Consider the following 25,432-nt stretch of genomic DNA (forward strand, 5'->3'; position numbering starts at 1 on the left):
AACTTAAACTTAAACTTAAACTGACACGCCGCGGTAAACCGTGGCTTACCCTCGCTCCGATCATTGGCGATGGGGGTATTGGCTAGCTATTGCTGTTGCGGTTTGAGGTCGGAGTTTAGGTTTAAGTTTAAGTTTAGGTTTAAGTTTTTTGGGAGGCTTTTGTATGGAAGCGATCCCTTCTCTATTAGCCATCGTCTCGTCCGCTTACGTCGAGGAAGTGGCGATCGAACGGGCTTCGAGTTCTTCCCAACGACCGAATTTGGTTTCCAATTCGGTTTCAAGCGAGGTGAGTTCTTGAGCCTTTTTGGCGATCACATCGCCGCCGGATTGATAGAAACCCGGATCGGCCATCTCTTCGTGCATTTTTGCGATCTTCGCTTCCAACTTCTCGATCTCTTGAGGCAACGATTTAAGTTCTCGCTGTTCGTTGTACGACAATCGTTCCGCCTTCGGGGCCTGGTTTTCTTTCGTGGTCTTCTGCTGCTGGGCGGCTTGAGTCTTGGCGATCGTGCCGCGGGCGTCACCGAGTGAACGCGATTCGTCGTCGCGTCGCAGTTTGGCGGCTTCCCATTCGTCGTAGCCACCGACGTACTCGTTGACGGTGCCTTCGGCTTGGTCGTTCTCGAAAACGATCGTACTGGTGACGACGTTATTGAGAAACGTTCGGTCGTGGCTAACCATCAACAGCGTGCCATCGAAGTTGGCAAGTTGTTCTTCGAGCATCTCCAACGTCTCGGCGTCGAGATCGTTGGTTGGTTCGTCCAAGACGATCACGTTGGCGGGTTGGGTCATCAGCTTGGCAAGCAACGCACGGTTGCGTTCGCCGCCGGACAGGTGTTTGACCAACGTGCGAGCTCGTTCCGGTGTAAACAAATAGTCTTGCAAGTATCCCAAGATGTGTTTGGTTTTGTCACCGACGAGGATCTTGTCACTGCCCTCGCCGATGTTGTCTTGGACGGTCGCTTCGGGATCGAGTTTGTCTCGCAACTGATCGAAATAAGCCACCTTCAAATTGGTGCCCAGTTTGATCTCACCGTCGGTGGGTTCCAAACGACCGAGGATCAACTTCAAGAGCGTCGTTTTGCCGGCACCGTTGGGACCGATGATGCCGATCTTGTCGCCACGCATCACCAAGGTGCTGAAGTCACGGACGATCACGCGGTCATCGCCGTAGGAAAACGAGACGTTATCGAGCTTGGCAACGAGCGCACCGCCGCGGGCGGCGACTTGTAAATTGAGTTTCGCGGTGCCTTCTTGGGATCGCCGTTCGGTTCGCTCGACGCGCAACGCCTTGAGCGCTTTAACGCGGCCTTCGTTGCGAGTCCGGCGGGCTTTGATGCCTTTGCGGATCCAGATTTCTTCTTCGGCGAGTCGCTTGTCGAACAATGCGTTCTGTTTTTCCTCGGCTTCGAGGGCTTCCGCCTTGCGTCGCAAGAATGTCGGGTAATCGCACGTCCAATCGAACAAACGTCCACGGTCGATTTCCCAAATCCGATCGGCAAGGGACTGCAAAAACGAACGATCGTGGGTAATGAACATCAACGTGCCCGACCATCCCTTCAAGAACTTCTCCAACCATAGAATCGAATGAATGTCCAAGTGGTTGGTCGGTTCGTCGAGCAACAGCATGTCCGGCTTGGCGGCGATCGTTCGGGCTAAAAGCACCCGGCGTTTCATTCCGCTGGATAGATCCTGGAACATCGAGTCGCCGGACAAGTCCATCCGCGAGAGCGTTTCCTCGATCAATTGTTCGACTTCCCACGGCTCGCGGGTCTCGTGATCGGCCGGACCGAGCGATGAGCTCATGCCCTCGATGTCCGTCGATCGTGCGGCCATCACATCATGGACAGGCATTTCGATATGGCGTGGGACGTCTTGCAACAGCCGAGCGATGCGAATGCCCGCATCGGCGGTGATTTCGCCGTGGTCGGGTGTGAGGTCGCCGGCCAACATTTTCAGCAGCGTCGTCTTGCCGGCTCCGTTGCGACCGAGCAAACCGATCCGGTCGCCTCGGTTGATGCGGGCGGAGACGCCGTCGAGCAATTGAGGACCGCGAAATCCGATCGAGATGTTATCTAAGGTGATCATGCGTGAGTGGGTTCGTCCGAGTTTTCCATTGACTCGCGGAACAATCCCGCGATGACATCTTCGAGGGGCGGGTCTTCGACGACGACGTCTTCGATCGAATGATCGCGGAGCGTCTCGGCGAGCAATCGCGGCACGTCGCCACGAGGGACTTTGTATTGAATCTTTGGCCAGTTTTCGTTGACGACTTCGCCGAGTGACTTCGGCAAGGACAATGATTCGGATGCGGCGAACTGCAACGTGACTAACTTATCGCCGCTGAACTTGTCGATGATTCCCGATAACGATCCGTCGTACTGGATCGTGCCCCGGGCGATCACAACGACGCGTTGGCACAGCGCGGCGATGTCTTTCATGTAGTGACTGGTCAACAGGATCGTGATCCGACGTTTCTCCTGGTAATACTTCAAAAACTTTTGAATGTTGTGTTGAGCGATCACGTCCAATCCGATCGTCGGCTCGTCAAGAAACAAGACCTCGGGGCTGTGCAGCAGCGCCGCGATTAATTCCATCTTCATCCGCTCGCCCAACGATAACTCACGAACGGGTTGGTCGAGTAATCGAGTCACGTCGAGTAGGACGCTCAGTTCGTCCAGTCGGGCCTCGAATTCTTTCGCGTCGACGGCATAAATGTGTTGGTGCAAGCGATACGATTCGCGAGCGGGCAGATCCCACCACAATTGGTTCTTTTGGCCCATCACGAGGGCGAAGCGGCGGCGGTAGTCGTTCTGCCTCAACCAGGGGACATAGCCCATCACCGTCGCCGTTCCGCCGGTGGGCTGGATCACACCCGACAAGAGTTTCAGCGTCGTCGTCTTGCCGGCTCCGTTGGGGCCAAGGAAGGCGACGAACTCGCCCTGCTCGACGGTTAGGTTGATCCCCTTAACGGCTTGGACTTCACGGAACTCGCGATGAAACAACCCCCGGATGCTGCCGCCGATGCCCTCTTGTTTTTGATAGACGCGATAATGCTTCGATAGATCGTTGACTTCAATAATCGGCATCAAACTCGCCCGGCCTCAAGAATTCACGGAAAGCCGTGCATTGTAGAGGCCCGAGCGGTTTGTTCGCAGTGGGGGCGAACCTTACAGTCGGCGGATCATCACGTCCTTGAATTCCACCCCGTCGCCATGTCCGGCGAAACCGAAGTGACCGGTCTTGCGGTCTTTACCAGGATGCGGTTGGTCGCCCATCGTTTCGGTGACATTACTGAGGTCGGCGTTCAGGATCACGTTGCCGTTGAGTTCGACTTCGATCGTCGATCCGACCACGCGAACCTGCTGGAAATTCCATTGACCGGCCGGACGTAGATAACCTCGGGTCGCGGCAACCATCCCGTACGCCGAACCGTGAGCTTGTCGCGGGTCGATGTTCTTGTAGGCGGGGTGATCGTGGTCAAGTACTTGCAATTCCGTCATCGCGACGTACGCCGGGTTGCCTTCGATCGGGGCGCGAATGGCCAAACCATTGTTCCCCTTGGGTGGCAACTTGATGAACAACCGGACGACAAAATCGCCGTACTCTTCGGCGGTTAACAGATTCCCGCCGCGTCCCGGTTTGCACCGGATCGTTCCTTCGGGGGTGACCTCGTAGTCGTCGACCGCACCAACCCAACCGTCGAGCGTCTTGCCGTCGGTCAGTGGTTGAAAGTCGCCATCCTGGCCGTCGGAGAGGTAAGCGTTGGCGGCGTCGGCACCGAGCGGCTTGAGCCACACGTCACGCCAACGGATCTCGCCGCCATGGGTTTGCAATTGGATCGGCCCACGACGACGCAGCGGTTTGCCGCGGTCCCAGAAGTTATCCATAATCGCCCGATCGACGACCATTTGATCGTTCAACCAAACGCTCGTTCGTGAACCGACCTGAACGACACGCAAGTCGTTCCACTGACCGAACGGGCGATCGGCGAGCACCAATGGATCTTTACCGGGAGCCCCCGCGGGATTGTTCCACAAGCCGCCACTGCCGAGGTTGGCACCGAGTTTGAATTTGGCCTCGTCGGTCGAGTCCCAAATCTGAACTTGCGGGCTGCCTTTGAGATACACGCCACTGTCGGCACCGGCGATCGTTTTGTACTGCAGGTTCAATTCGTAATCTTCGTACTCGTCGTTGGTCGTGAGGTACGGGCCTTGTCCGTCGTTGACCAGTTCACCGTTCTCGACACTCCAGTGCTTGCGAGCCTCCTCGTCCCACTGGGACAATTGTTTCGCACGTTCTTCGGTGGACATCGCGTCGAGTTTCGCCGGATCGAAGTGTGTTCGACCGTGCCAACCGTCCAAGTTCACTCCGTTGAACAAGCGAACGTTGCCGGTGTTGTCGTCGGCGTGCAAAGTCACTGGCCAACCGGGAAATTCATTTTCGGGATTGCCGTCGGTGGCATCGATTAGAAATCGAAAACTGTGACATTCGTAGGTTTGCGTCTTCGGATCGATCAAGATCCAACCAAACCCGCTGCCTTTCTCGTGAGCCTTGACGTACCGATTGTTTGCCTTGCCGACGAGTGGGTTACCAACCGCGTACACGTAGACGTGGTTACCTAGACCATCGAGGTACTCGCCCGTTTGAGGCAGACCGTGATGGGGCCGGTTCGCGTGCGGCATACCGACTTCATCGGGACGCCACCAACGCGGATACCCGGCTGAAATCGCGGGCACACAAAAAGACCAATTCGAATCGCGCTGTCGCTCGACGCCGTATTGGCAAAGCGACGTGAGGTGTTGGTCGCCATTGACGTGCAGTGCTTTGGATTTTCGGATGATGTCGATCGCTCGATTGCGAGCCGTTTGAGGCCACCCTCCCGAATCCAAGTCCGCCTTGAGGTATCCGTCGTATCCGCCGTGGTGCGTCGCGACGCCCGCGAAGACCGTTTGAGACAACAGCACTTTGATGCTCGCATTTCGCCAATCGTCGGCCCATGCTTTGAGAAATGTTTCTTGTCGTTCACCGAGCAACTCCAAGCCTGGTTTGTCCAAGGCTGAGGTATCGAAGTTCCGATCAAGCACATGGTCGGCCCGGCCAGAACCGGTTTCGACTCGTTCGGGACCGCTCTTCCATTGTCGATCGCCCAGAATCGCGAAGCTGACGCCGCCGTAAACCATGTCGCCGTAATAGACGCTCATTCCCTGTTTTGCTGGCGTGGGATCGAACGGGTCGGGGTGATGACCCGCGCAGGTTTTGTGAACGGCATTAACCATCCGCACCGGTTCGCGGTAGCCGCCTTTGGACGACGCGCCCGGATCGCCCTGGTCCATCGCCGCGCCACCTTCACCCCAGATGTTTCCTTGAAAGACATCGTGGTCGTCGGGGATGCACAACGTGGGACTGTGCCGCATCGGTTCGCGGAACGCCCAACCGAATTGATAGTACTTACGCAAGTAGTTGACGATGGCGTCCTCGGCCGGTTCGCGGATGATTCCGAAACCACCGTGGCCCTCATAGATTTGATCGCCTGAAAAATAAAGCAGATCGGGATCGAGTCGCAACAGGTTCTCCGCGACCGGGGCGTAGGGGAATCCATAATCGTTTTGGCAAGTCAGCGGAGCAAATTTGACCGGGCGACCTTCCGGGTTGGCTTTGATCGTTCCGGTCCAATCATGAAACGTTTCGTTGCCGTCCTTGTGTCGTTGCCCGTAGACGACTTGAAACGAGACGTCTTCGGACGCGTCCCAGTTGGGAATGCGAAACGTCGCCGTCCAGGCATCGTGATCCAGCTTCGCTTTGCCGAGCGACTGCCAAACTTCGCCACGTCGGACCTGCAACTGAATTTCATCATTGTCGTCGTTGCCCATCGGCGGCGTTAGCGCCGACAGTTTCAAAACAAAACCTTCGTCGCTGCGGGAATCACTCAGCGAATACATCGTCCACAAGATTGGGCCAAAGACCGCATCGGGGTCGACCGTGAACGCTTCACCCGAAACGTTCCAATCAGCAAACCGATAGCGGGCACCGCCGAAACGCGGCAACGGTTTCATTTGGAAATTGTTGACGATCGCGACATTGCCCAAAACCGCATCGGCGGCGACTTCGTGAGTAAACGAACCGAGTGACTCGCCCTTGGAATCGGAAACGGTCAACGTCAATTCGACATTGTTTCCCGATGGCTTGCCGGTGACAGCAATCTTCACATCGGTAGGGTCGATCTCGCGATCGGGCGCTTTGGTCTTGGCGCCGATCGTGAGCTTTCCGTCGCTGATGCCGACCGGAACTCCGTTGCCTGCAAAAGCGTTGCTCTTCGTTTCGTTCAGTTCGCTGTGAACACCGATCAAGAATCCGACGCTGTCGTCTTGCTTGCCCTCTTGGACGCGTGACACCGAGACCGACATGGCGAACGGCTTTTGGGCATCGGTCAATTGATGGGTAATCAAATGGACGTTGCGACGTCCACCCGGCGTCACGCATTCAGCGGCACCGTCGATGACTTTCCAATCTTCCATCGGGTTGGCCCAGTACTCCTTGCCCAGCCAAATCCGGTCGTGGTCGTTGTCCCATGAGGATTGATGATGATTGGCGGGTACGCCGGATTGGCTCACAGCGTTTTCGGCGGTTTCATTCTCGGCGGCAAAGCCGTTGACAGTCGAACCGGCAACGGAAGCGGCGGGCAAGACGCCCAAAAGTTTGATCGAATCGCGACGTGAGTATCGAGACATGGTGAGGTTTTGTTTGGTGGGAGTGGGATGGAGGGCAAATGTCTCGTCACACGATTTTTGAGACATTTAGGATCGGCTAAAGCTTAACAAAGCCACACGGCGTCGTGTTCCCGCTTCATCATCGGTAGCCGTGTTTGGTCCGTAGCGAAAGTCGCCAAGACTTTCGGTGATTGCCAAACGCTTTCGAAACTCTTGGCTAGCGGCTTGTTGACTTAATCGTAACCCGATGCGTTAGTTTTGAAGTTGCGATTTTGCCTGTGGCATTGGTTTATCGTAACCCGACGCGTTAGCGAGGGATGAGTCAATATCAATTATCCCTCGCTCACGCATCGGGTTTCGATGAGAACTAAATCAACAGCCCGCTAACGGCTAGACGTGACTTTTTAATCGTCTGCGTTTCGGGATGTATCGTTGTAACTTTGTCGTCTGAAAAAAACGCTATTTGGCAACCGTGGTGATCGTCTTGCGCTGCTCGACGGGGTACCAATCGGCAATCGCCGCAGCCAATTCGGCGACGACTTCGGGATGATCCTTGGCCACGTTGTTTTGCTCGGTGGGATCGGCGATCAAGTCGAACAATTGTGGACCTTTCTCAGTGCGTGGGTGAGTCGACGCGTAGCGATTCGTTTCGCCATCATAGGTCAACAACAGTTTCCATTTGCCTTTGATCGCCCAGCGGAACAACAACGAGGCTTCCGGGTTCTCGATATCGGCGATGTCATGGGCAAAGGACTCACCAAAGATGATGTCACGGTCGATCGGGTCGCCGGAAGTCAGGTTGGGGATCAAGTTCAGCCCCGGTAAACCATCTGGAATCGGGGCGTCGGCGGCGGCCAACATCGTCGGAACGATGTCGATGCTCGATGCCAACTCGGGACGGTCACCGGGGACAATGCGACCGGGCAACCGGTACATGATCGGTGTTCGCACGCCGCCCTCGTAGGGAGTTTGCTTCGACCGCGGTGCGTACTTGCTGCTATTGGGATCTTGAATCCAACCGTTGTCGGTTACATAAACGACCAACGTGTTTTCGGCCAACTTGCGATCGTCGAGCATCGTCAACAGTTCGCCGCAGGTTTCATCAAACCATTCACACATCGCGTAATAACGGGCGACCGTGATCGGATGGTTGCCCTTGTACTTGTCGAGCAACCGTTGCGGTGGAGTGTGAGGCGTGTGCGGCAGGAAGGGAGCGTACCAAACAAAAAATGGTTTGTTTTGTTCGGTCGCCATATCGAGAAACTCTTCAACCGGTTCCATGCCCTGGCGTCCGATCTGCAGCCCGTCGTCGCCATGACGTCCGCCGGGTTCCGGAAACCCGCGTGTCATCCCGTGAGTGAAGCCGGCATTGCGATAACTGCCCTCCCACAACTTGCCACTTTGATGGCTCAAGTAGCCCTGGCGTCCCAGGATTTCCGGAACGGTATCGAACCGATCCAAGTAGGAAACCAATTGGGCGCGTCGTTGTCGATCAAGTTCAGAGCCGGGTTTGGCGTACTTAGGCGACGGGTCGTTTCCGGTCACGCCGTGAACCGACGCATAATGTCCGGTCAACAGCGTCACCAACGATGGACGACACAGCGCGGTGGGAACATAACCGCGACGGAAGACAGCGCTCTCCTTGGCGAGGCGATCTAAATGCGGCGTTTGAATGTCGGGATGCCCCATGAAGCCGTAGTCGGTCCAGGCTTGATCGTCGGAGATCAACATCACGACGTTGGTCGGACGCGACGAACGTTCATCGGCCTCCGTGGTGATCGCGTGAGTAAAAAAAACTCCGATCGAGAGCAAAAACAAACCGATTCGATTGAGACTAATCATGAATTGAAGATCGTAAGTAGGCTGGGTCGAAGCCGCTTCGGCGTAGACCCGGCAGGAAGTTAAGATTTCTTGTTTCGCTTTTTCTTGAGAGTATCCGGCTTGGGCAGCACATCGGCCGACTTCGCCCATCGCGTCCATTGCTGCATCATCGCCTGCTTCAGCTTCGGATCATCGATCGGATTCTGTTCGGTTCGATCTTTGGCGAGGTCAAACAATTCCCACTTCCCGTTGCCTCCCTCGCGAACCAACTTCATATCGCCGATCCGGACCGCCGCGTTGCCTTCGTGTTCCCAATAAAGCGGCCGATCGGAAAACTCGCCCTCGCCGTTCAACAGCGGCAAGAGACTTTGTCCCTGCATCGGTGTCACAGCGACGCCACCATGTTGTTCGGGATATTCCGCCTTGCCGATGTCGACGCAAGTCGCCATCAGGTCGATCAGGTGGGTCGGCGTTTTGATCCAGTCCGATTTCGGCGAAATCCGGTCGGGCCAATGCGCGATCAGCGGCGTGGCGATGCCGCCCTCGTGATTGAAATGTTTGTACTTGCGAAACGGCGTGTTGTTCAAATGAGCCCAGCATTGGCCGATGAACACATTCGAGTGCGGATCACCGGGATGGTCGCCGTCATATCGGCCAGAGATGCCCGCCTCCGCGTTCCCGCCGTTGTCGGACAGGAACAGGATCAAGGTATTTTCAAGCTGCCCCTTTGATTTCAAACCCGCGACCAACTTGCCGACGCTGTTGTCGATCTCCTCGATCATCGCGGCGTAGATCGCCATCATGTCGTCGTAGCGAACTTTCTGCTCGTGTGACAACGAATCCCAGGCCGGGATGACATCCGGGCGAGGTTCCATTTCCCACGACGGGTCGATCAATCCCGATTCGATTTGGCGGGCGTGCCGCTCGATTCGCATTTGATCCCAGCCCTTCATGTATTTGCCACGGTACTTCGCGATCGTCGATTCAGGTGCCATGCAAGGAAAATGCGGTGCGATGTGGGCGCAGTACCAGAAGAACGGCTTTCCCTTTTGGCTCGCCTCGTCCACAAACTTCAATCCCTGCCGCACCCACAAATCGGTTCCGTACCAAGGTGGGGCGAACATGGGGTCGTCTTTGGCGACCTCTTCACCGTCCAAAAACAATTTCGTGTTGCCCTTGCTGCCGGTCTGATTCGAAAAGTGCACGCCACCAGCGGGCAGGTTCAAACTGCGGTCAAAGCCGCGATCTTTTGGCATTCCGCCTTCGTCATGACCGACGTGCCACTTTCCCGTCATGGCGGTGAAATAGCCGGCTTGTTGCAAGACTTCGGCGATCGTGACGCAGTCATCACTGAGCCGGCCGAGGTAGCCCGGTGTGCCCTGGTCCGTTGTCATCCATCCAACGCCGGCTTGGTGGGAATACAGCCCTGTCAGCAAGGATGCCCGAGTCGGACAACATCGCCCGGTATTGTAAAACTGCGAAAAACGCACTCCGCCGGCGGCCAACGCGTCCAGGTTCGGAGTCGGGATTTCGCTGCCGTACGGCCCGATGTCGCTCAACCCCATGTCATCGACCATCATCACGACGACATTCGGGCGATCGTCTTCATCCCCGAACGACTCGGCCGCCATTGATTTTTCCGCAAATGCAAGCCAGCCCGCGTTCACCAAGAGCATGAGCACGATCAGCACTGGGCAACGAAAGACGGCGAATCGGTCGGGTCGTGGATGCATCAGCGGCGTCTTGGTGGGAGGGCAGGTTGCGAGTCAGCTTACGTTCGCTCCGTTGTATCATAATCGTGCGCATTGGACAGGAAATACCGTTGTTGATTGCCCCCGTGATCGCCGGTCGGGTGAGGTTGCCAGCGATTCGGTTTTCCGCTATCATGCGGGGCCTGAATTTCAAACCATCCAATTTCCCTCGATTTAGATTCGTCCCATGACCATGGACCGAAGCCTCAAGGTGCAAGCCGGGGCCATCAAAAGCCGTAATGTCCTCACCCGCGCCGAACGAGTGGCCCGACTGAAGGAAATCGACCGTTTCGACGAAAATGCGGACATCATTGGAATGGCGAAAACCCGCGTCCAGAAGATTTCGTTGAAGAAAAAGAAGAAGGTCAAGAAGGCCGACGAGAAATAATCGTCAGCTAACTTCCCGCCCATTTAGGCGCAACCGAGGTTGCCATCGACTCCACGCAGCGGTCAAGCGAACAGCTTGGCCGTTTTTGCTGCGCGATGAAGTTTTGTCGCAATTAAACTGTCGAGCCTAAGAATGGTCTTGCCATCGAGCGGCCAAGAACCGAACCTAGGGGTCGGTTCCAATCAGAGTTTAGGACTAGCCGCAGAGCGTTAGCTCACGGTTACCAGCGAAAACCGGACTCCAGCGGCGTGTTGATTTAATCGTAACGCGATGCGTGAGCGAGGGATGCCTCGCCATTAACCAGATTCCATCCACTCAAGTCCCGATCAATCTCATGTCGACTTCCGAAGTGATGCCTAACGATACCCGTACCCACGGCAATTCGTCTTTCGGTGACCAAGCGGCCGCCCAATACGATCCGATGGGCGACGAACTGTTGCATCAAGATGACGAACCGACTCGCGACCCGCAGCGAATTCCGAAGCCGGAGGAGGTACAACCGATTCAGGTGATGTGGCGATATGTGATCGTGCTGTCACTCGTCCATGTGGTGGCTGCTTTGGCATTCGTCCCCGGCTTGGCGGGCTACCTGTTTACTTGGCCGGCTCTGATCGCCGCCATCGCCGGGCATTTTGTGTTCGGCATGATGGGAATTACGATCGGCTACCACCGCTTGCTAACTCACCGAGGCTTCACTTGCCCGAAATGGCTCGAACATACCCTCGCGATTTTAGGAATGTGCAATCTTCAAGACAGCCCCGCACGCTGGGTTGCGATCCATCGTATGCACCATCAGCACTCCGACCACCAACCCGACCCGCATTCACCTTTGGCGAGTTTCCTGTGGGGGCACATGGGATGGGTTGTTTGTCGCCACCGTGACTTAGATCGAACGAGTCGTTACGAGCGTTATGTCCGCGACCTATTAAGAGACCCGTTCTATCTCAAACTCGAACGCAAGGACGGATGGTTTTTCGTGTTTCTCGGACACGCGATCGTGATCTCGATGATCGGTGGACTCGTCGGGCTCGCCGTCAGCGGCGGAGATTGGTCGATCGCGCTGCAGCACTATTGCAGTTGGGCGGTGTGGGCCGTCGCCGTGCGTACGGTGTTCGTGTTGCACGGGACTTGGTCGGTCAATTCGCTCGGCCACGTCTTTGGTTACCGCAATTACGAAACCCGTGACAACAGCATGAACAATTGGCTCGTCGCCTTGATCAGCCACGGCGAAGGCTGGCACAACAATCACCACGCCGCGCCACGGGCGGCCGCTCACGGCCACAAGTGGTACGAGTTCGACATGTCGTGGCGAGTGATTCAATTCTTTGAATTGGTCGGATTGGCCAAGAACGTGCAACGTCCCAAAGCGGTCAGCGTCGCCGGCAAAACGCTCTCGTCGTAATGCCCAACTCCGTCGTCACGGGAGCCTCCAGCGGTATCGGTCGCGCGATCGCGATCCGCTTGGCACGCGACCCATTGAGCCAAACCGTTGTTCATTACCGAGGAAATCTCGAGGGAGCCCGGCAAACGGCAGCAACGATCGAAGCATCCGGCGGGATGTGCCATTTGATTCAGGCCGACCTGAGCCAAGCGGATGACATCAGCCGTCTAGCCGATCAAGCGTTCAAGCAACTCGGCACGATCGACGCTTGGGTCAACAACGCCGGTTTGGACGTGCTCACCGGAGAGGCGTCGGGCTGGACCTTCGATCAGAAGCTGCGGGCGTTATTGGACGTCGATTTGTGCGGCACGATTTCGCTATCTCGAATCGTCGGCGATCGATTGATCGAACAATCCCAAGCCTCCGGCGCACAAACTGGTGCGCCGTCGATGGTTTTCATCGGATGGGACCAAGCCCCCGAGGGAATGGAGGGCGACGCGGGAATGATGTTCGGGCCGGTGAAGGCCGCTGTGATGGCGTTCGCCAATAGCCTAGCCCAAACGCTCGCCCCGCACGTCCGTGTTAACACCGTCGCGCCAGGATGGATCCAAACCGCGTGGGGCGAAACCACGCAAGGATACTGGGACGAACGGGCGCGATCGCAAGCGTTGATGCACCGCTGGGGACGCCCCGAAGATATCGCCGAAGCGGTCTCCTATTTAACGTCCGAGGCAGCGTCGTTCGTTACCGGACAAACAATCAACATCAACGGCGGCTTCAACCGCCGCTTTGAGTTGTAATTGTAGGCTGGGTCGCAGCCGCTTCGGCGAAGACCCGGCATGAGCCGGGGTTCAATCACGCATTCACCCGTTTCATCCTCAGCCAATCGGTCGGGTATTCATCCTTTGCCGTCATCGGGACGCTGAGTTGCGAGACGACTCGGAATTGATCAAGCGGCAGGTCCACTCGCGTGTCGCCTTCCAGGTTCGCCCACACTCGAGTCCACCACAATTGATCACATGCGGGCAACCATTGCCGATAAATCTCGCCGCCACCGACGACATACACGTCGCGTTGTCGTGACTCGGCGAGAATCGCGTCGGCATCGCTGACAGTCGTGACGCCTTCGGCGGACCAGTCCGGGTTGCGGGTCAGCACCCAGGTTCGGCGTCCCGGCAACGCGCGTCCGATCGAATCAAACGTCTTGCGTCCCATCAGCAACGTTCCGCCCATCGTCAACGCTTTGAAACGTTTCAAATCGGACGACAACCGCCAAGGCATGTCTTGATCCAAACCAATGATCCCGTCGGGGGTGGAAGCGACAATCGCGATCAACATCGGTTAGAGCTTACCTGGTCCACGAATGTCTTGACCGACACGCTTTTGCAACGAGTCACCCAATTGAACTCGATACTGCTCCGCTGCGGCTTGCAACTCGACAACAACGTCGGGGTATTGATCCATCACGTTGGTTGTTTCGCTCACATCGTTCTCAAGATCGTACAGTTCGAATCCGCTGGATTGTTGCGAGTAATCGGTCGGCATCCCGCCGGTTCCGCCGGGCCGACCGTTCAGCGTTCGATAACGATGCGGGAACACCAGCTTGAATCGTTCGTTGCGGACGATCTGCAACTGCCCGCCACCGTAGTATCCGGCGAAACTGGTATGCGGTGAAACGGCACCGGGAACATCCAGCATCAGATCGACGATCGGCTTGCCATCGATCGTTCGCTCAGGAAGTTCCGCGCCGGCCAATCGAGCAATCGTCGGCAAGAGATCGATCGTTGAGGCGAGCTTGTCGCAGGTCGTTCCCGCAGGGATGGTACCCGGCCAATGCATCAGGCAAGGTTCTCGATAGCCGCCCTCCCACATCGTTCCTTTGCCTTCACGCAGTCCGCGTGTGCTGCCCGCATGATCGCCGTAGGATAGCCACGGTCCGTTGTCGCTGGTAAAGACAACCAGCGTGTTTTCTTCTTGCCCGGCATTTTTGATCGCGGACATGATCTGCCCGATCGACCAATCGACTTCCATCATCACATCACCGAACAAACCCACGCCGCTTTTGCCTCGAAAGCGATCTGACACATACAAAGGAACATGAACCATCGGATGCGGCAGATACAAAAAGAACGGATCGTCACTCGATTTGTCTTCAATGAACTCCACACTTCGCCGGGTCAGCTCGACGGTCATCTGTTCCTGATCGGCCGGCTGGACATTATCATTGACGATCTTCACCGGTGAACCGGCGACGGCTTCCATGATCGGCAGCGGTGGCCAGTTGCCGGGATCGGTGGGGTCTTTCTTTTGCCGCCGAATGGTGTCGGGATGCAACGGCCACATGTCGTTGCTGTAGGGGATGCCATAGAACTGATCGAACCCTTGGTTGTGAGGCAAGAACTTCTCGTGATGCCCCAAGTGCCATTTACCGAAACAGGCCGTTCGATAGCCGACGGATTTGCAAACCTCCGCGATCGTCGTTTCGGCCGGATCCAATCCGATATTTGATTTCGGACCGAGCGCTCCCGACAGCCCAACTCGACGGTGATAGCAACCAGTCATCAATGCCGAACGCGACGCACTGCATACCGCCGACGAGACGACAAAGTCGGTAAACCGCCGACCACCTTGGGCCAACGCGTCCAGGTTCGGTGTCGGGTATTCGGTCGCCCCAAACGCGCCGATGTCACCATACGCCATGTCATCCATGAACACGACGACGACATTAGGCCGGCTGCCAATGACTTCCGATACGGCCGAAGTTTTTTGTGCGGCGGCGGGTGAACAGATAAAAGAAACAAGCACGCCGGCAAAGCAAGCAAATGTCGTCAAGGTCGATGGGGATGTCATGATGAAACTCGGGCGGGGAAGGCAATTCAAAAACCGAAAACAGGATAGCTCAGCGGCTCATCAGCCGATCATCCTACCACAATCCCGGCGTCTTTCACTCCTTCTGGGAATCGCGAAACAGAGCCGCTTCAGGGTGCTGCATTGGCTTGGCGATTGAAGCGCGACTACAATAGATCGGATTGTTGTCGCTTCGAACGGAAGGATTGAAACCATGAAGAAAAGTCCGTTTCCGGGGATGGACCCCTTCCTTGAATCTCGGTGGCCTGAAGTCCACGCGAGATTGATCGTCTATGCAGCCAACCAACTCAACCAGCGACTGCCCAATGTATTGCAGGCTAATATCGAAGAGAGTTTGGCCGTCTATGAGCAAGACGAGGTCCGCTGGATTCGACCAGATATTCACGTTGCAGAGGATATCTCTACTGAGACCACCGAAGCGGAGACAGGTACCGCAGTCCTCTCTCAGCCCGTCGTCGCCCAAGCCATTATCGTCAAGCAGTCTCCCTACAAAACGCGTCACATCGAAATCGTAGACCGGGGCGGGCGGGTCGTCACGGCGATCGAGTTTGTCAGTCCGTGGAACAAAGTCGGGACGAAGAATCGGGAGCAGTACGCCAAGAAACAACTCGACTACATGAATTCCAAGATCAACTTAGTGGAGATTGATCTGGTTCGTCAGGGCAAGTATGTTTTGGGTGCCCCGATCGAAGAACTGACAGAAGCTCAATTGTCAGCCTACATGGTTTGTGTCTATCGATTTTTGAATCCGAACCAGTTTGAAGTTTACCCCGCGCCTCTCGACCAAGCGTTGCCGAACATCCCGGTCCCGTTGCGATCCCAAGATCGCGATGTCGTTTTAGAGTTGCAGCCCTTGTTGGATCAGTGTTATCAAGACGGACGCTACTATCGAATCGACTACACTGGTGAAATCAAAGGCAAGTTCAATTCGGAACTGACCGACTGGATGAGCCGACGACTACGAGAAATACTAGGCCGTCATAGTTGAGATCGACTTGAGCGGCCGCCGGGATCAGCAAGTTCAAGGCGCCCTCTTCGGTTAACGAATCGACACGGATCGGGTCGGCGAGCCAATTCGCATTTTGGATCGTTTCAAGTTCGTCCGCCGAGAGACCTTTCAGGAATGGAACAGGGGCGGCGTAGGCACCTTCACTGTACGCTTTTTGTAGGACATCGCCGTACGTAGTACCCAAGTCGGCCGGTGCCTCGGGACTCGCGTAACGCCCGAGTCTCGCGATCTGGAACCAGTGGTTCCAAGACTCGTCGATCCGCTCGGGCATGGGCGTTTGCGACTCGACAATCGTTGCCGATGCATAACTTAATTCAACTTGTAACGATTCTGCGGAATACCGGGGCCCGCACCGAACCCATATGCGAGATGCCAGTATCTTGCTTGGGATCATGCGTTCCATTGGTGATCTAAAGTTCAAAACAGGCACCCAATTGCTCGGGTTCCGTTTTTCCCAACGATCGACCGCGCCGTGTCCAAAGAACTATCTGTCCAAGCTCAACAAGCCTTTCAAGTCGTCGCATTGTTGGCCACCGTGTGCGTCGTGGGCATTCATTACAAGTCCGACATCCCCGATAGTCCGGCGATCGAACTTGCGACTTGGAATCAATTGACCCAAGAGTTTCTATTCGGGGCGGTCGCACGGGTCGCGGTGCCCTTATTCGCATTCGCAGCCGGACTGTTTTATTTCCGCAGCGATGACGGAAGCTGGGCGTCGTATCGAAAGAAACTAAGGCAGCGAACACGTACCGTCGCGATTCCCTATCTCCTCATCGGAGCGATTGCCATAGCGACTTGGTTGATCGTGAGGGTTCTCGAAAAAGAAGCCATCGACTTGTCGACCGGTGAGCTGCTAGCGATGTGGGTGTTGCGTCCGCCCGCCGAACAGCTCTGGTTTCTCCGCGATCTGATGGTCTTGGTAATCGTCGCTCCGGTCATCCGCCGTTGCGTCGACCATCCTCGATGGGGACGCGTGGCGTTGACAACTCTGCTCATCCTTTGGGTCGGAAATTACCAATGCTTTCCGGTTTTGCATGGTTGGTACGTGCTCAACCTGGAAACGCTTTTGTTTTTTTCAATGGGATGCATGGCGGTCCAAAAAATCTCTTGGTTGGAAACGCTCGGCCGAAGCTCGGATCGAGTCGTGGCGATGACGTTTTTGACTTGGATGATGCTAGCGGCGTGTCGTGTCTATTTAAGGCCCGATTTCGATATCTGGTACACGTCGCAGCACGGCGTACTCGACCTCCTGTTACATCAATCGTCCATTTTGGTAGGAATGGTCGCGTTGTTTATGATCGCATGGCGGCTCCGTTATCAAGCCTTCATCGGGTTGTCGGGAGCTTCCTTTTTTGTCTACCTCGTTCACGAATTTCCGCTCCGCGCGGTCGTCTCGAAGATCGCTGACAAATTGGTCGATCCAACGACGTCGTGTTGGCTTGCTTTTCCGCTTGTCACCGTCGGGTGCTACGCAGCGGCATTGATATTCGCGGCGGTCTGTCCCAAGGGTTATGCTTGGTTAACGGGAGGTCGTTTGCCTGGGAACGTATTGCACGGCTGGTCTAGCAAGAAGGTTCGTCCGGCGATCAAGGGTTCGCTCTGATTCGGGCTACTGTCGGGCTTCCACGCAGAACAAATGACGGGCGCCTCGGACAAACAATTGGTTGTCCACCGGCGCAGGAGTCGCGTCGACCGTTTCGTTCATGGAATTGGTGGAAACGATTTCAAGCTCGTTGCTCTCACGTATCACGACGATCGTACCTGAACGATCGGTCAGGTAGACGTATCCTCCGGCCGCGACGGGAGACGCATAAATGGACCCTAACCCGTCGATGCGAGCGGTAACATAATGCGGCTCGCCGGTGGCAGCGTCAACGCAGGTCAACAACCCCGTCTTGCCTTTGTAGAAGTACAAACGGCTATTCGATAAGAGCGGCGAGCCGATATCAGGGGTATCGCGGTCGCGGGTCCAAACGACGTGAGAGGTGTCCTCAATGTCGCCGCGACCGTCGGGACGAAATGCTCCGAGGAACGAACCTCGAAAACCGCTGCCGACAAACACCAAGCCGTCGCCGGCAACGGGTGAAGCTGCGGGGCGTTGAGTTTGACCTCCTACGTACCAAAGGAGTGCACCGGAGTCAAAGTCGTAAGATCGGACCAGATTCTCACCGGTGGTGATGATTTGCTTCTTGCCGTCGTGCTCGATGATCAGCGGCGTTCCCCAGTTGGAAACCTCGTCACGGGCGACCTGCCAAACGATTTCGCCCGTGGCGGTATCGAGCGAATATAGCTGCGAGGGACCTTCGTGGTCCCAGGGAACGATCAATCGGTTGCCCGAAATCGTTGGCGAACTTCCTTCACCGAACCCGTTACGCATTTGCATGTTGCCGAAGTTACGCTTCCAAACCAGTTCACCGTCGAACGTGTAGGCGTACAGACCGCGCGACCCGAATGAGGCATAAACACGAACACCGTCGGTACACGGTGATGCGGATGCGTAGGTATTGGTTTCATGAGTTCCCTCATGGGGTGTCCCTTCGGCAGCCACGCGTTGCCACACGATCTTGCCCGTCTTGCGATCGATGCAATACAAAACGAAACGATGCGATCCGTTCGGGTTGTCACGTTGCTCGATCGCCGACGTCACAAAAACGACGTCTTGCCAAATCACCGGCGATCCCGATCCAGAGCCCTCGATGGGGGTTTTCCAAGCGATGTTCTCGGTGCTGCTGAAGCTGACCGGAGGGTTGGCATCCACGGCAACGCCATTACCACCCGCGCCACGCCAATGTCCCCAGTTCTCGGAAAATGCCGTTGCTTCAACAACGACAACGGTCAGGAGCGTGACAACGAAGAGCAAATACTTAGGAATGAAAGGGCGAATGAGCATGGGCATGGGTTGATTGAAAAAAGGGATTCGAGCGGCTCGTACCCCGTCTGTCTGAACTGACGGGAACTATAAGCACCACCGCATAAGTCAATCAGCAAAGCACGTAGGCGAGCCTCTCCGAGGCTCGCAATATTCAACGTCTCGGAGAGACGCTGCTACGTGCGTTTAGCCAAAAAATTCATGATGGGATGCGATACCGTAAGCTACTCGCCTCGTTCGGGCGATCCGCCTGGGCGACGTCCGCGACCGCCGTCTTCAGGTCCGCCACGTCCTTCTGGGCCTCCACGCCCTTCTGGGCCCCCACGCCCCCCGAATCCGCCGCGACCTTCGGGACCACCACGACCTTCGGGTCCGCCACGACCTTCGGGACCGCCACGACCTTCGGGACCGCCACGTCCTTCGGGCGGACGGATCGAGCTGAAGTCGAAGGGCTTGCCCTTCATCTCTTCGAATTTTTCTTTTTGCTTGGGGTCGAGTTGGTCGAGTACCTTCGCTTCGACTTCTTTACGCATTTCCGTCATCTTGTCGCGGATGCCTTCGCGATCGCCCGATTGCCAAATTTCGCGCATCGAATCACGCATTTTCGTTTCTTGCTCGCTGCGAATTTGCTTTAGCTTTTCGACCTGAGTCGTCGTCAGCCCGATGCGTTCTTGAACTTCAGGTTCACCCAAGGCCATGATGCCTCTCATTTGGAGCATCAGTTGTTCGAGACGCTCCATTTGTTCTGGGAACAAAACTTCTTTGAGCATCACTTTCTGTTCTTTGGAGGCTTCTTCACGCATCGCCTGCATTTTTTTGAACATCTCGGCCCGTTCATCTTCGCTAGCGTTGCGGAAATCAAATCCTTCGGCGGGACCGCGAGGCCGTTCTTCGCCGCGTTTAGCTAGTTTTTGCAACGCCTCTTCTTGGTCAGGCATGATTTCGAGTTCTTCGCGAACTTCGGCGGAGCGGAGCAGCGCCAATTCAGGCGCACCGCCGGCACCGCCCGGACCACCCCGCATGCCGCCAGGGCCACCGGGTCCGCCTGGGCCACCGGGACCGCCGCCGAAACCGCCTCGGCCGCCAAACCCGCGATCACCACCACGACCTTCGGGCGCCGATTGGGCTCCGTCGTCACCGCGTTGTGGCCGCTGGGCGAAAGTGGAGTCGGCCTGGATCCCCGTCGCGACGCCGATCAAACACGTCAACAGGAAGGATAATTTGTTCATTGTGAAAAGCCTCAACATGCGAAAAGAGTGGGTCAGTTAGGGGTTCAAACCCAATCCAAGCCCAAAGTAGCGTCGATCGTGGAGACTTTCAGTATTTTCGAGCAACTTCGTAAACCGTATCGCTCGTGCCTCACCTTTTCGGAAAGGCTCTTAGTATCCCCAACCGCCTCGGAACATGAAGGCTTCGTTGAGGTCGCGGTCGTGGGGGGAGACTTCATAATTAAGTTCGCGGTCGAACACGACCCCTGCTTCCAAGAATGCACGCCGCTGGCCGGTGCGGATCAAGTCGCTGCGGCCCCATTCGAACCCGAAAGTCACGCCGATTTGATTGATGTCGACTCGTTCTTCGAGATTGCTCGCCCGCGTCACCGTCCAAGAATCCCCACCGTATTCGCCCGCCAAATACCACCAAACGTCTTGCGTGCCGATGGTTCGCCAATACTTTGCAAACTTGGGCTCGGGGAAGAAAATGTCGAATCGAGTGTAGGGGTCAGGCTGCCAAAGCAGGCCGCCGGCCGGCAGTAGCTTGATGCTCTGACGATCCAGGTAATAGACACCGGCTTTGAGCGTCGAAGCAGGCGTCAAACGAAACGACACCAAGCCTTTGCCCATCACGCGGATACTGTCATCGTTGAAGGTGTCGAAATCCGTGTAAGCACCGACACGAACGCCGAGTTCCCCGCCGATGATTTGATTCGGATCGGTCTGCCAACCGAAATCGATGAAGCCGGCATAGGCGTTTCCGGGCAAGTCCGCAGGACTACCGGCCGTCGTGACCGGCCCGTCGAATAGATAGAGCGAAAAAGAGGGGACGACGTACAGCGGGCGATTGCTGTAAAAAAAGTTTCCGAACGCAAACCCGATCGATGCGTCGGTTTGGTTCAGCCCGACTTCATCGTCCCCGTCCCCGCCGCTGATGTAAGTGTGTCGTAACCGCGGCCCGTGCAATAATTGGTAGCCGCCAATGCCCCCGCTCGGGAAAAGGCCGCCTGGAAAGAGGGCCCCGCCGCTGCCGAAACCACCCGCGCCGCTGATCCCGCCGGGGAACAGCGACGTGGGAGATCCCGAAGGGTAAGCCGAAGCGGGAAACGGATCGCCAACGCCGCCGCCGAACGCGTCGCCGGCATACGGACTGCCGTACGTCGCGTTTCCCACAGGAGCCCCGAAAAACCCTCCCTGGGGAGGCGCGGAACCGTAGATTGATGGTGCCGAATAGGTAGATGCCGAGGCGGACGGCGTGCCGAAGGGGACCAACGCCCCGGTCGGATAACCTGCACCTTGGTACACACCGGTCGGGTTGGAATTGCCGCGAAACCAGTTGCCCGAAAACAGCCCTCCCAAAAGGCTCCCGTTAGGATACGACGGGTTCCCGCCTACCGGCGAGCCCAAGGAAGCGGTTCCCGGTGATCCGAAATTGGATCCGGAGGGAGCGAACGTGGTCGGCCCCGAAGCATAAGGCGATGGCGCCAATGGATTGATGGACGCTCCGCCGAACATCGAACCGCCGGGCTGGACGGCGTAGGGATCGAAGGACGGATTCGTCGTCTGAGCCAAGCCGGACGGGGCCAAGCCGGACGGGGCTGTCGAGGGAAATGGGGATGCCGAGGGAAATCCGGATGCCGGATTCGAAAAACCGCCTGAATTGAACGGCGCCCCCTGATTCGTCGGACCGATCGGGGATAAGTTCGTTTGCGGGGCGGTACCATAACCGGATTGTCCCCATGTCGGTTGGGGCGTCGGAATCCAATAAAAAAACCCGACGATCCCGAAGGCGAACGCTGCGATTGACCGGCTTCCCCGACCGATCGGCAGACCGGTGGCCCGCCGACGTTGGGAAGTTCGATCTTTCGATCTGGTTGGCAAGCAATTCGCTCCGGCTCGGGAAAAGGGACCGATGATCGCCGCATCGTCGACTTGCAGACGCATCGACGTCGGACGATCGGCATCGTAACTTGAATCGATTTACTGATTTTCCCAAACTTCCGTCAAGACAAACCCAACCTTTAAATCCTCGACCGACCCAATCCCATGGAAGATCTCGACATTTCCCAGTTGGCGACGTACCTGCACGTAACGCCCGAGCAGATCAAAAAAATGGTCGACCGGGGAACCTTGCCGGGCCGCAAAGTTGGCGGTCAATGGCGGTTCAACGAAGCCGAGATCCATCATTGGCTCGAAGAGCGGATCGGATTGAGCGATGCCCAAGAGCTCGATGAAGTCCGCGCGGTATTGCACCGGCAAAGCGACACGCAGCCGCGTCCGCTGGCCGAACTGTGTACCGTCGATACGATCGCCATCCCGCTTTCGGCTCGCACCCGAGGCAGCGTGATCCGCAACATGGCTTCGCTGGCGTCGCAAACCGGGATGCTGTGGGACGCCCCGGCGATGGCCGAAGCCGTGGCCGAACGTGAGAAACTGCATCCGACGGCGCTGGATAACGGCGTCGCGCTATTGCACCCGCGTCGTCCTCAAACTTCCATCTTGGCCGATTCGGTGTTGGCCTTGGGCATTTGCCAAGCCGGTTTGCCGTTCGCCGATCGTGGCCAATTGACGGACATCTTCTTTTTAATCTGCTCTTATGACGACACGAGCCACCTGCGTATCCTTGCAAAACTCAGTCGGCTCGTGGCCAACGAAGATTTCCTCGCCGGTCTACGGGCAAGCGATTCGCCCGGAGATGCCTGGGCGATATTGAACGAAGCGGAACAGGCGATTGATGAAAACCAATCCTTCTGAACAGCCACCTCAACGAGAATCATCCGTGTTGTGGATCGGAGCGACCGATCACCCGGAAACCCTATCGGTATGGAAATGGTGCCAAGATCATGTCGACATGATTGCCGTCCGCTCGAGCATCCAAGACGCGGTGCACTCGCCGCCCCGGTCTGCGGTCGACCGAGTGTTGATCCTTTCAACGAATCGTTTCGACGTGGCTACCATGCCGACCGCAGGCAATCGCATCACTGAACTGCGACGGCAACACTCCGGCGCATCGTTTTTGTTAATCCGGGGACCATTGGTCGCACCAACGGTGGCATTGCCGCCGACCGATTCTTTTCTCTCGAGTGAATGGATCGAATCCATCTCGAGCGACGAAGCACTCGTCTATCTTGAATCATGCCGCCGCCGTCGCGAGCAGTCTTTCAGAACGAATCATCCGCCAGTGTTTCCGGTCGTGATCATCGCATCGCATTACTCGATCGCCGAAGCCTACATGGATTCGATCTGCATGTTCGATACACCGCAACCACGCTGGACAACTTGGCAGCGAAAGCTAAGCCCACAGACCTCACGTGGCGAGGCGACGATACTATGGGACGACTCGGTCGCGACGCCGGCGACCGGCGACCAATGGCGACGTCGTCTCGGTGCGTCAGGTCACCTACGTCATCTATGGGCAACCGGCATCGCCACGTCAGCGCAGCGAAGGGTCGCTAAAGAAAACGGCATTGACGAGATCATTGAAAAACCAGGGCGTTTGGAATGCTTGATCGAAGCACTCGAATCGCCGCGATAATTCAAGAGCCGAACATCCGGCGAAGGGCTTGTTCGGCGGCATCTTGAGAATCGATCGGCCCTTTGGGACGCAAGTGGCTTGGCAATTTGGCAGGTTCCCGCTTCGCTCCGTCTTCGAGTTGCTCTTCTGCGGCGTGCTCGGCGGCGGCATGCTCGAAATCGGCCCTCTCGCCTGCCGGATCTTCCTTGGGGAGTTTCAACTCGGACGACAAATTGTCCTGGCCTGATTTCGCTTCGGTCGGTGCAGCGGCGGAATTCTTGTCAACGGCTATCGCAGCCTCGGCCGCTTCCTTTAAAAGCGCGGCGTCGACGTCGCGAACGGTCATGGCCGTACGTGTGAGTGGGCTATCCTCGATGTTGATATGCAACGACGCGGCGATCGCGTCGAGTTCATCAAGCAGGTCACCTTGCAACGGGCTGTCATCATTGAAGCCGGAGTTTGCTTCGGACCGACCAACCGAATCGAGACCTGAGACGGGCGAAACGCTCGTGCCCGCTGAGTTCGTTCCACCTAAGCTTTCGGCAGATTGGCTCGGCTGCAAAAGGCTCGAGCCGGAATGTTCGATCATCCGAAACTTCCATTTCCCTACCTGCAGCTTGTCCCGATGTTTGAGTTTGACCGCCTTTTCGTTAGCGATATCGACCCCGTTGACCTTGGTGCCGTTTCGACTACCCAAGTCGCGAATGTAAATGCCTTCGGAATTGCGGACGATCATGCAGTGCTTACGGCTCACGTCGGGCGTTTGAAGCACCAGATCGCAGTCTGCACTGCGTCCGATGACGAGTCGCTTGTCACCCACCGACACCGTTTCACCACGCTGCTTACCGTTTCGATAAATCAGTTCGTAGCTAATCAAAAGATCACTTCATCGAGAGGAGTTGCTGTGGCCGCTGTTGAATTGCTCCATCGGCTCGCCGACATACGATAACCAACTGGGCGACTGTTTCTCGACATCCAGATGATTCAGTTTTCGTTGGATTTTGATGAAGATGTGGCCGTTATGGGGTCATCCGACGTATTCCGTTGCGACTTGATGAAGAGATGATGTAATCCGCTGTTTTGCTCTAGCGAACCATCCTCGCTCCTGTGAAGTTGTTATCCAAATTTGGACAGCACCTCGATGTGAGTGACAATCGAATATGGCATCTCGCGAATCGGAATCGCCCCTCTATCTGCCGCCGATTGACGGTTTGCGAATGCCGCCGGTGACGGAGGAATTGATTGAAGTTGTCGCGTTACTGTTGTGTGGAATCTCGCCGGAAGTCCGCCAACAGCCGATGAGCCAGTCGCGGACGCTATTTGAACTGCGCCAAGATCCGATGTCCCCGAAGGTGGGGCCGAGTTCTTCTCTCTTGCAGGATCATCGCTACATTCTTTCTCCGATCGTCGGAAAATCGGGTAAGCGACTCACCGAACAAGAATTTGAAGAGAAGTGGCAACAGTCCAAGAGCATCGCCGGCTCTCAACAATCGACTCAGTTGCTCAAGCTTGTTCATTGGCTCGGACGACTCGAACTGGATGATGAAGGACAAGACTTGTCCCATCCCAAATGGCAGTCACAAATGGCCGAGGCTGTGCAGCACGCGATGCCGATTCAATTTTATTTGTTTCATTCGGCGAGTCGGCGGATCGATCGCGAAGCATCTCATCGAAGAGTCGTAGAGAATGATCGTTCATTCTGGTCGAAGCTCACAGCGGCCCTCGGAATGAAGGGTGGACAGGGATCCCCCCGTGTTATTTTTCCGGAAAACGTCTCGGAGGAGGCGGAATCCTATTTAGTTGCGACACTGAATTTAGGTCGTATTCTTCGTAAGTTGAAGCAAAATTCACGTCAGAAACGAGCGTGAAACCATCTCGAAGTCCTCATTTGAGTGGTTCCCTTCGAGACG

Annotated in this window: 20 protein-coding genes; 8 read left to right on the forward strand and 12 right to left on the reverse strand. The window is 56.4% G+C overall.

Annotation, left to right across the window (positions count from 1 at the left end; genetic code table 11):
* Positions 1-204: 204 nt before the first annotated feature.
* From Pla100_RS04525 to Pla100_RS04545, 5 genes are all read right to left on the reverse strand, one after another.
* Entirely contained in the window at positions 205-2,088 is a 1,884-nt protein-coding gene (locus Pla100_RS04525) for an ATP-binding cassette domain-containing protein (RefSeq protein WP_146576392.1), read from the reverse strand.
* The gene (locus tag Pla100_RS04530; protein ID WP_146576393.1) at positions 2,085-3,089 is read right to left on the reverse strand and encodes an ABC transporter ATP-binding protein; all 1,005 of its coding nucleotides are present in this window, start codon (positions 3,087-3,089) and stop codon (positions 2,085-2,087) included. The genes Pla100_RS04525 and Pla100_RS04530 overlap by 4 nt, the downstream gene beginning before the upstream one ends.
* Before the next feature lie 81 nt (positions 3,090-3,170).
* A complete protein-coding gene (locus Pla100_RS04535; RefSeq protein WP_146576394.1) occupies positions 3,171-6,731 on the reverse strand; it encodes a family 16 glycoside hydrolase in 3,561 nt (1,186 codons plus the stop codon).
* Between the two features lie 438 nt (positions 6,732-7,169).
* Entirely contained in the window at positions 7,170-8,690 is a 1,521-nt protein-coding gene (locus Pla100_RS04540) for a sulfatase family protein (RefSeq protein WP_231602698.1), read from the reverse strand.
* A complete protein-coding gene (locus tag Pla100_RS04545; RefSeq protein WP_390620558.1) occupies positions 8,612-10,162 on the reverse strand; it encodes an arylsulfatase in 1,551 nt (516 codons plus the stop codon). The genes Pla100_RS04540 and Pla100_RS04545 overlap by 79 nt, the downstream gene beginning before the upstream one ends.
* Before the next feature lie 307 nt (positions 10,163-10,469).
* On the opposite strand from Pla100_RS04545, the gene Pla100_RS04550 reads away from it, so the two are divergent.
* The 3 genes from Pla100_RS04550 to Pla100_RS04560 all read left to right on the forward strand — a co-directional run bounded on the left by Pla100_RS04550 (position 10,470) and on the right by Pla100_RS04560 (position 12,851).
* Positions 10,470-10,670 carry a small basic protein gene (locus tag Pla100_RS04550; protein ID WP_146576395.1) on the forward strand — a complete coding sequence of 67 codons (201 nt, stop codon included), beginning with the start codon at positions 10,470-10,472 and terminating at the stop codon, positions 10,668-10,670.
* A gap of 421 nt (positions 10,671-11,091) precedes the next feature.
* Positions 11,092-12,072 carry an acyl-CoA desaturase gene (locus Pla100_RS04555; RefSeq protein WP_231602738.1) on the forward strand — a complete coding sequence of 327 codons (981 nt, stop codon included), beginning with the start codon at positions 11,092-11,094 and terminating at the stop codon, positions 12,070-12,072.
* A complete protein-coding gene (locus Pla100_RS04560) occupies positions 12,072-12,851 on the forward strand; it encodes an SDR family NAD(P)-dependent oxidoreductase (protein ID WP_146576397.1) in 780 nt (259 codons plus the stop codon). Before Pla100_RS04555 ends, Pla100_RS04560 begins: the two co-directional genes overlap by 1 nt.
* A gap of 55 nt (positions 12,852-12,906) precedes the next feature.
* Here Pla100_RS04560 and Pla100_RS04565 read toward each other — a convergent pair whose 3' ends face one another.
* Both Pla100_RS04565 and Pla100_RS04570 read right to left on the reverse strand, forming a co-directional pair.
* Positions 12,907-13,389 carry a dihydrofolate reductase gene (locus tag Pla100_RS04565; RefSeq protein WP_146576398.1) on the reverse strand — a complete coding sequence of 161 codons (483 nt, stop codon included), beginning with the start codon at positions 13,387-13,389 and terminating at the stop codon, positions 12,907-12,909.
* A 3-nt stretch (positions 13,390-13,392) separates the two neighbouring features.
* On the reverse strand, positions 13,393-14,901 hold the full coding sequence (locus Pla100_RS04570; RefSeq protein ID WP_146576399.1) for a sulfatase family protein: 1,509 nt from the start codon (positions 14,899-14,901) through the stop codon (positions 13,393-13,395).
* A 211-nt stretch (positions 14,902-15,112) separates the two neighbouring features.
* Between Pla100_RS04570 and Pla100_RS04575 the strand changes: the two genes are divergently transcribed.
* Positions 15,113-15,907 carry a DUF4058 family protein gene (locus tag Pla100_RS04575; RefSeq protein WP_146576400.1) on the forward strand — a complete coding sequence of 265 codons (795 nt, stop codon included), beginning with the start codon at positions 15,113-15,115 and terminating at the stop codon, positions 15,905-15,907.
* On the opposite strand, the gene Pla100_RS04580 is transcribed toward Pla100_RS04575, so the two are convergent.
* On the reverse strand, positions 15,843-16,331 hold the full coding sequence (locus Pla100_RS04580; RefSeq protein WP_146576401.1) for a hypothetical protein: 489 nt from the start codon (positions 16,329-16,331) through the stop codon (positions 15,843-15,845). The two genes, Pla100_RS04575 and Pla100_RS04580, sit on opposite strands and share 65 nt — an antisense overlap.
* 69 nt (positions 16,332-16,400) lie before the next feature.
* On the opposite strand from Pla100_RS04580, the gene Pla100_RS04585 reads away from it, so the two are divergent.
* Positions 16,401-17,531, forward strand: coding sequence for an acyltransferase family protein (locus tag Pla100_RS04585; protein ID WP_197167687.1), 1,131 nt, complete (start codon positions 16,401-16,403; stop codon positions 17,529-17,531).
* 6 nt (positions 17,532-17,537) lie between these two features.
* On the opposite strand, the gene Pla100_RS04590 is transcribed toward Pla100_RS04585, so the two are convergent.
* The 3 genes from Pla100_RS04590 to Pla100_RS04610 form a co-directional block, all read right to left on the reverse strand.
* Positions 17,538-18,824, reverse strand: a complete 1,287-nt coding sequence (locus tag Pla100_RS04590) for an outer membrane protein assembly factor BamB family protein (RefSeq protein WP_231602700.1) — start codon at positions 18,822-18,824, stop codon at positions 17,538-17,540.
* Positions 18,825-19,021: 197 nt separating this feature from the next.
* On the reverse strand, positions 19,022-20,026 hold the full coding sequence (locus Pla100_RS30335; protein WP_197167688.1) for a hypothetical protein: 1,005 nt from the start codon (positions 20,024-20,026) through the stop codon (positions 19,022-19,024).
* Positions 20,027-20,176: 150 nt separating this feature from the next.
* The gene (locus tag Pla100_RS04610) at positions 20,177-21,952 is read right to left on the reverse strand and encodes a hypothetical protein (RefSeq protein ID WP_231602701.1); all 1,776 of its coding nucleotides are present in this window, start codon (positions 21,950-21,952) and stop codon (positions 20,177-20,179) included.
* A gap of 102 nt (positions 21,953-22,054) precedes the next feature.
* Between Pla100_RS04610 and Pla100_RS04615 the strand changes: the two genes are divergently transcribed.
* Both Pla100_RS04615 and Pla100_RS04620 read left to right on the forward strand, forming a co-directional pair.
* A complete protein-coding gene (locus Pla100_RS04615) occupies positions 22,055-22,762 on the forward strand; it encodes a PTS sugar transporter subunit IIA (RefSeq protein WP_146576406.1) in 708 nt (235 codons plus the stop codon).
* Positions 22,743-23,543 (forward strand): hypothetical protein, encoded by an 801-nt coding sequence (locus Pla100_RS04620; RefSeq protein WP_146576407.1) that lies wholly within the window; start codon positions 22,743-22,745, stop codon positions 23,541-23,543. The genes Pla100_RS04615 and Pla100_RS04620 overlap by 20 nt, the downstream gene beginning before the upstream one ends.
* A 1-nt stretch (position 23,544) precedes the next feature.
* On the opposite strand, the gene Pla100_RS04625 is transcribed toward Pla100_RS04620, so the two are convergent.
* Positions 23,545-24,399: an FHA domain-containing protein gene (locus Pla100_RS04625; RefSeq protein ID WP_146576408.1), complete on the reverse strand. Its 855-nt coding sequence runs from the start codon at positions 24,397-24,399 to the stop codon at positions 23,545-23,547.
* Between the two features lie 283 nt (positions 24,400-24,682).
* Here Pla100_RS04625 and Pla100_RS04630 point away from each other — a divergent pair, with 283 nt between their 5' ends.
* Complete coding sequence (locus Pla100_RS04630; protein ID WP_146576409.1) at positions 24,683-25,390, forward strand: hypothetical protein; 708 nt, start codon at positions 24,683-24,685, stop codon at positions 25,388-25,390.
* Positions 25,391-25,432 lie beyond the last annotated feature (42 nt).

Source organism: Neorhodopirellula pilleata, from assembly GCF_007859915.1.
Classification (GTDB): domain Bacteria; phylum Planctomycetota; class Planctomycetia; order Pirellulales; family Pirellulaceae; genus Rhodopirellula; species Rhodopirellula pilleata.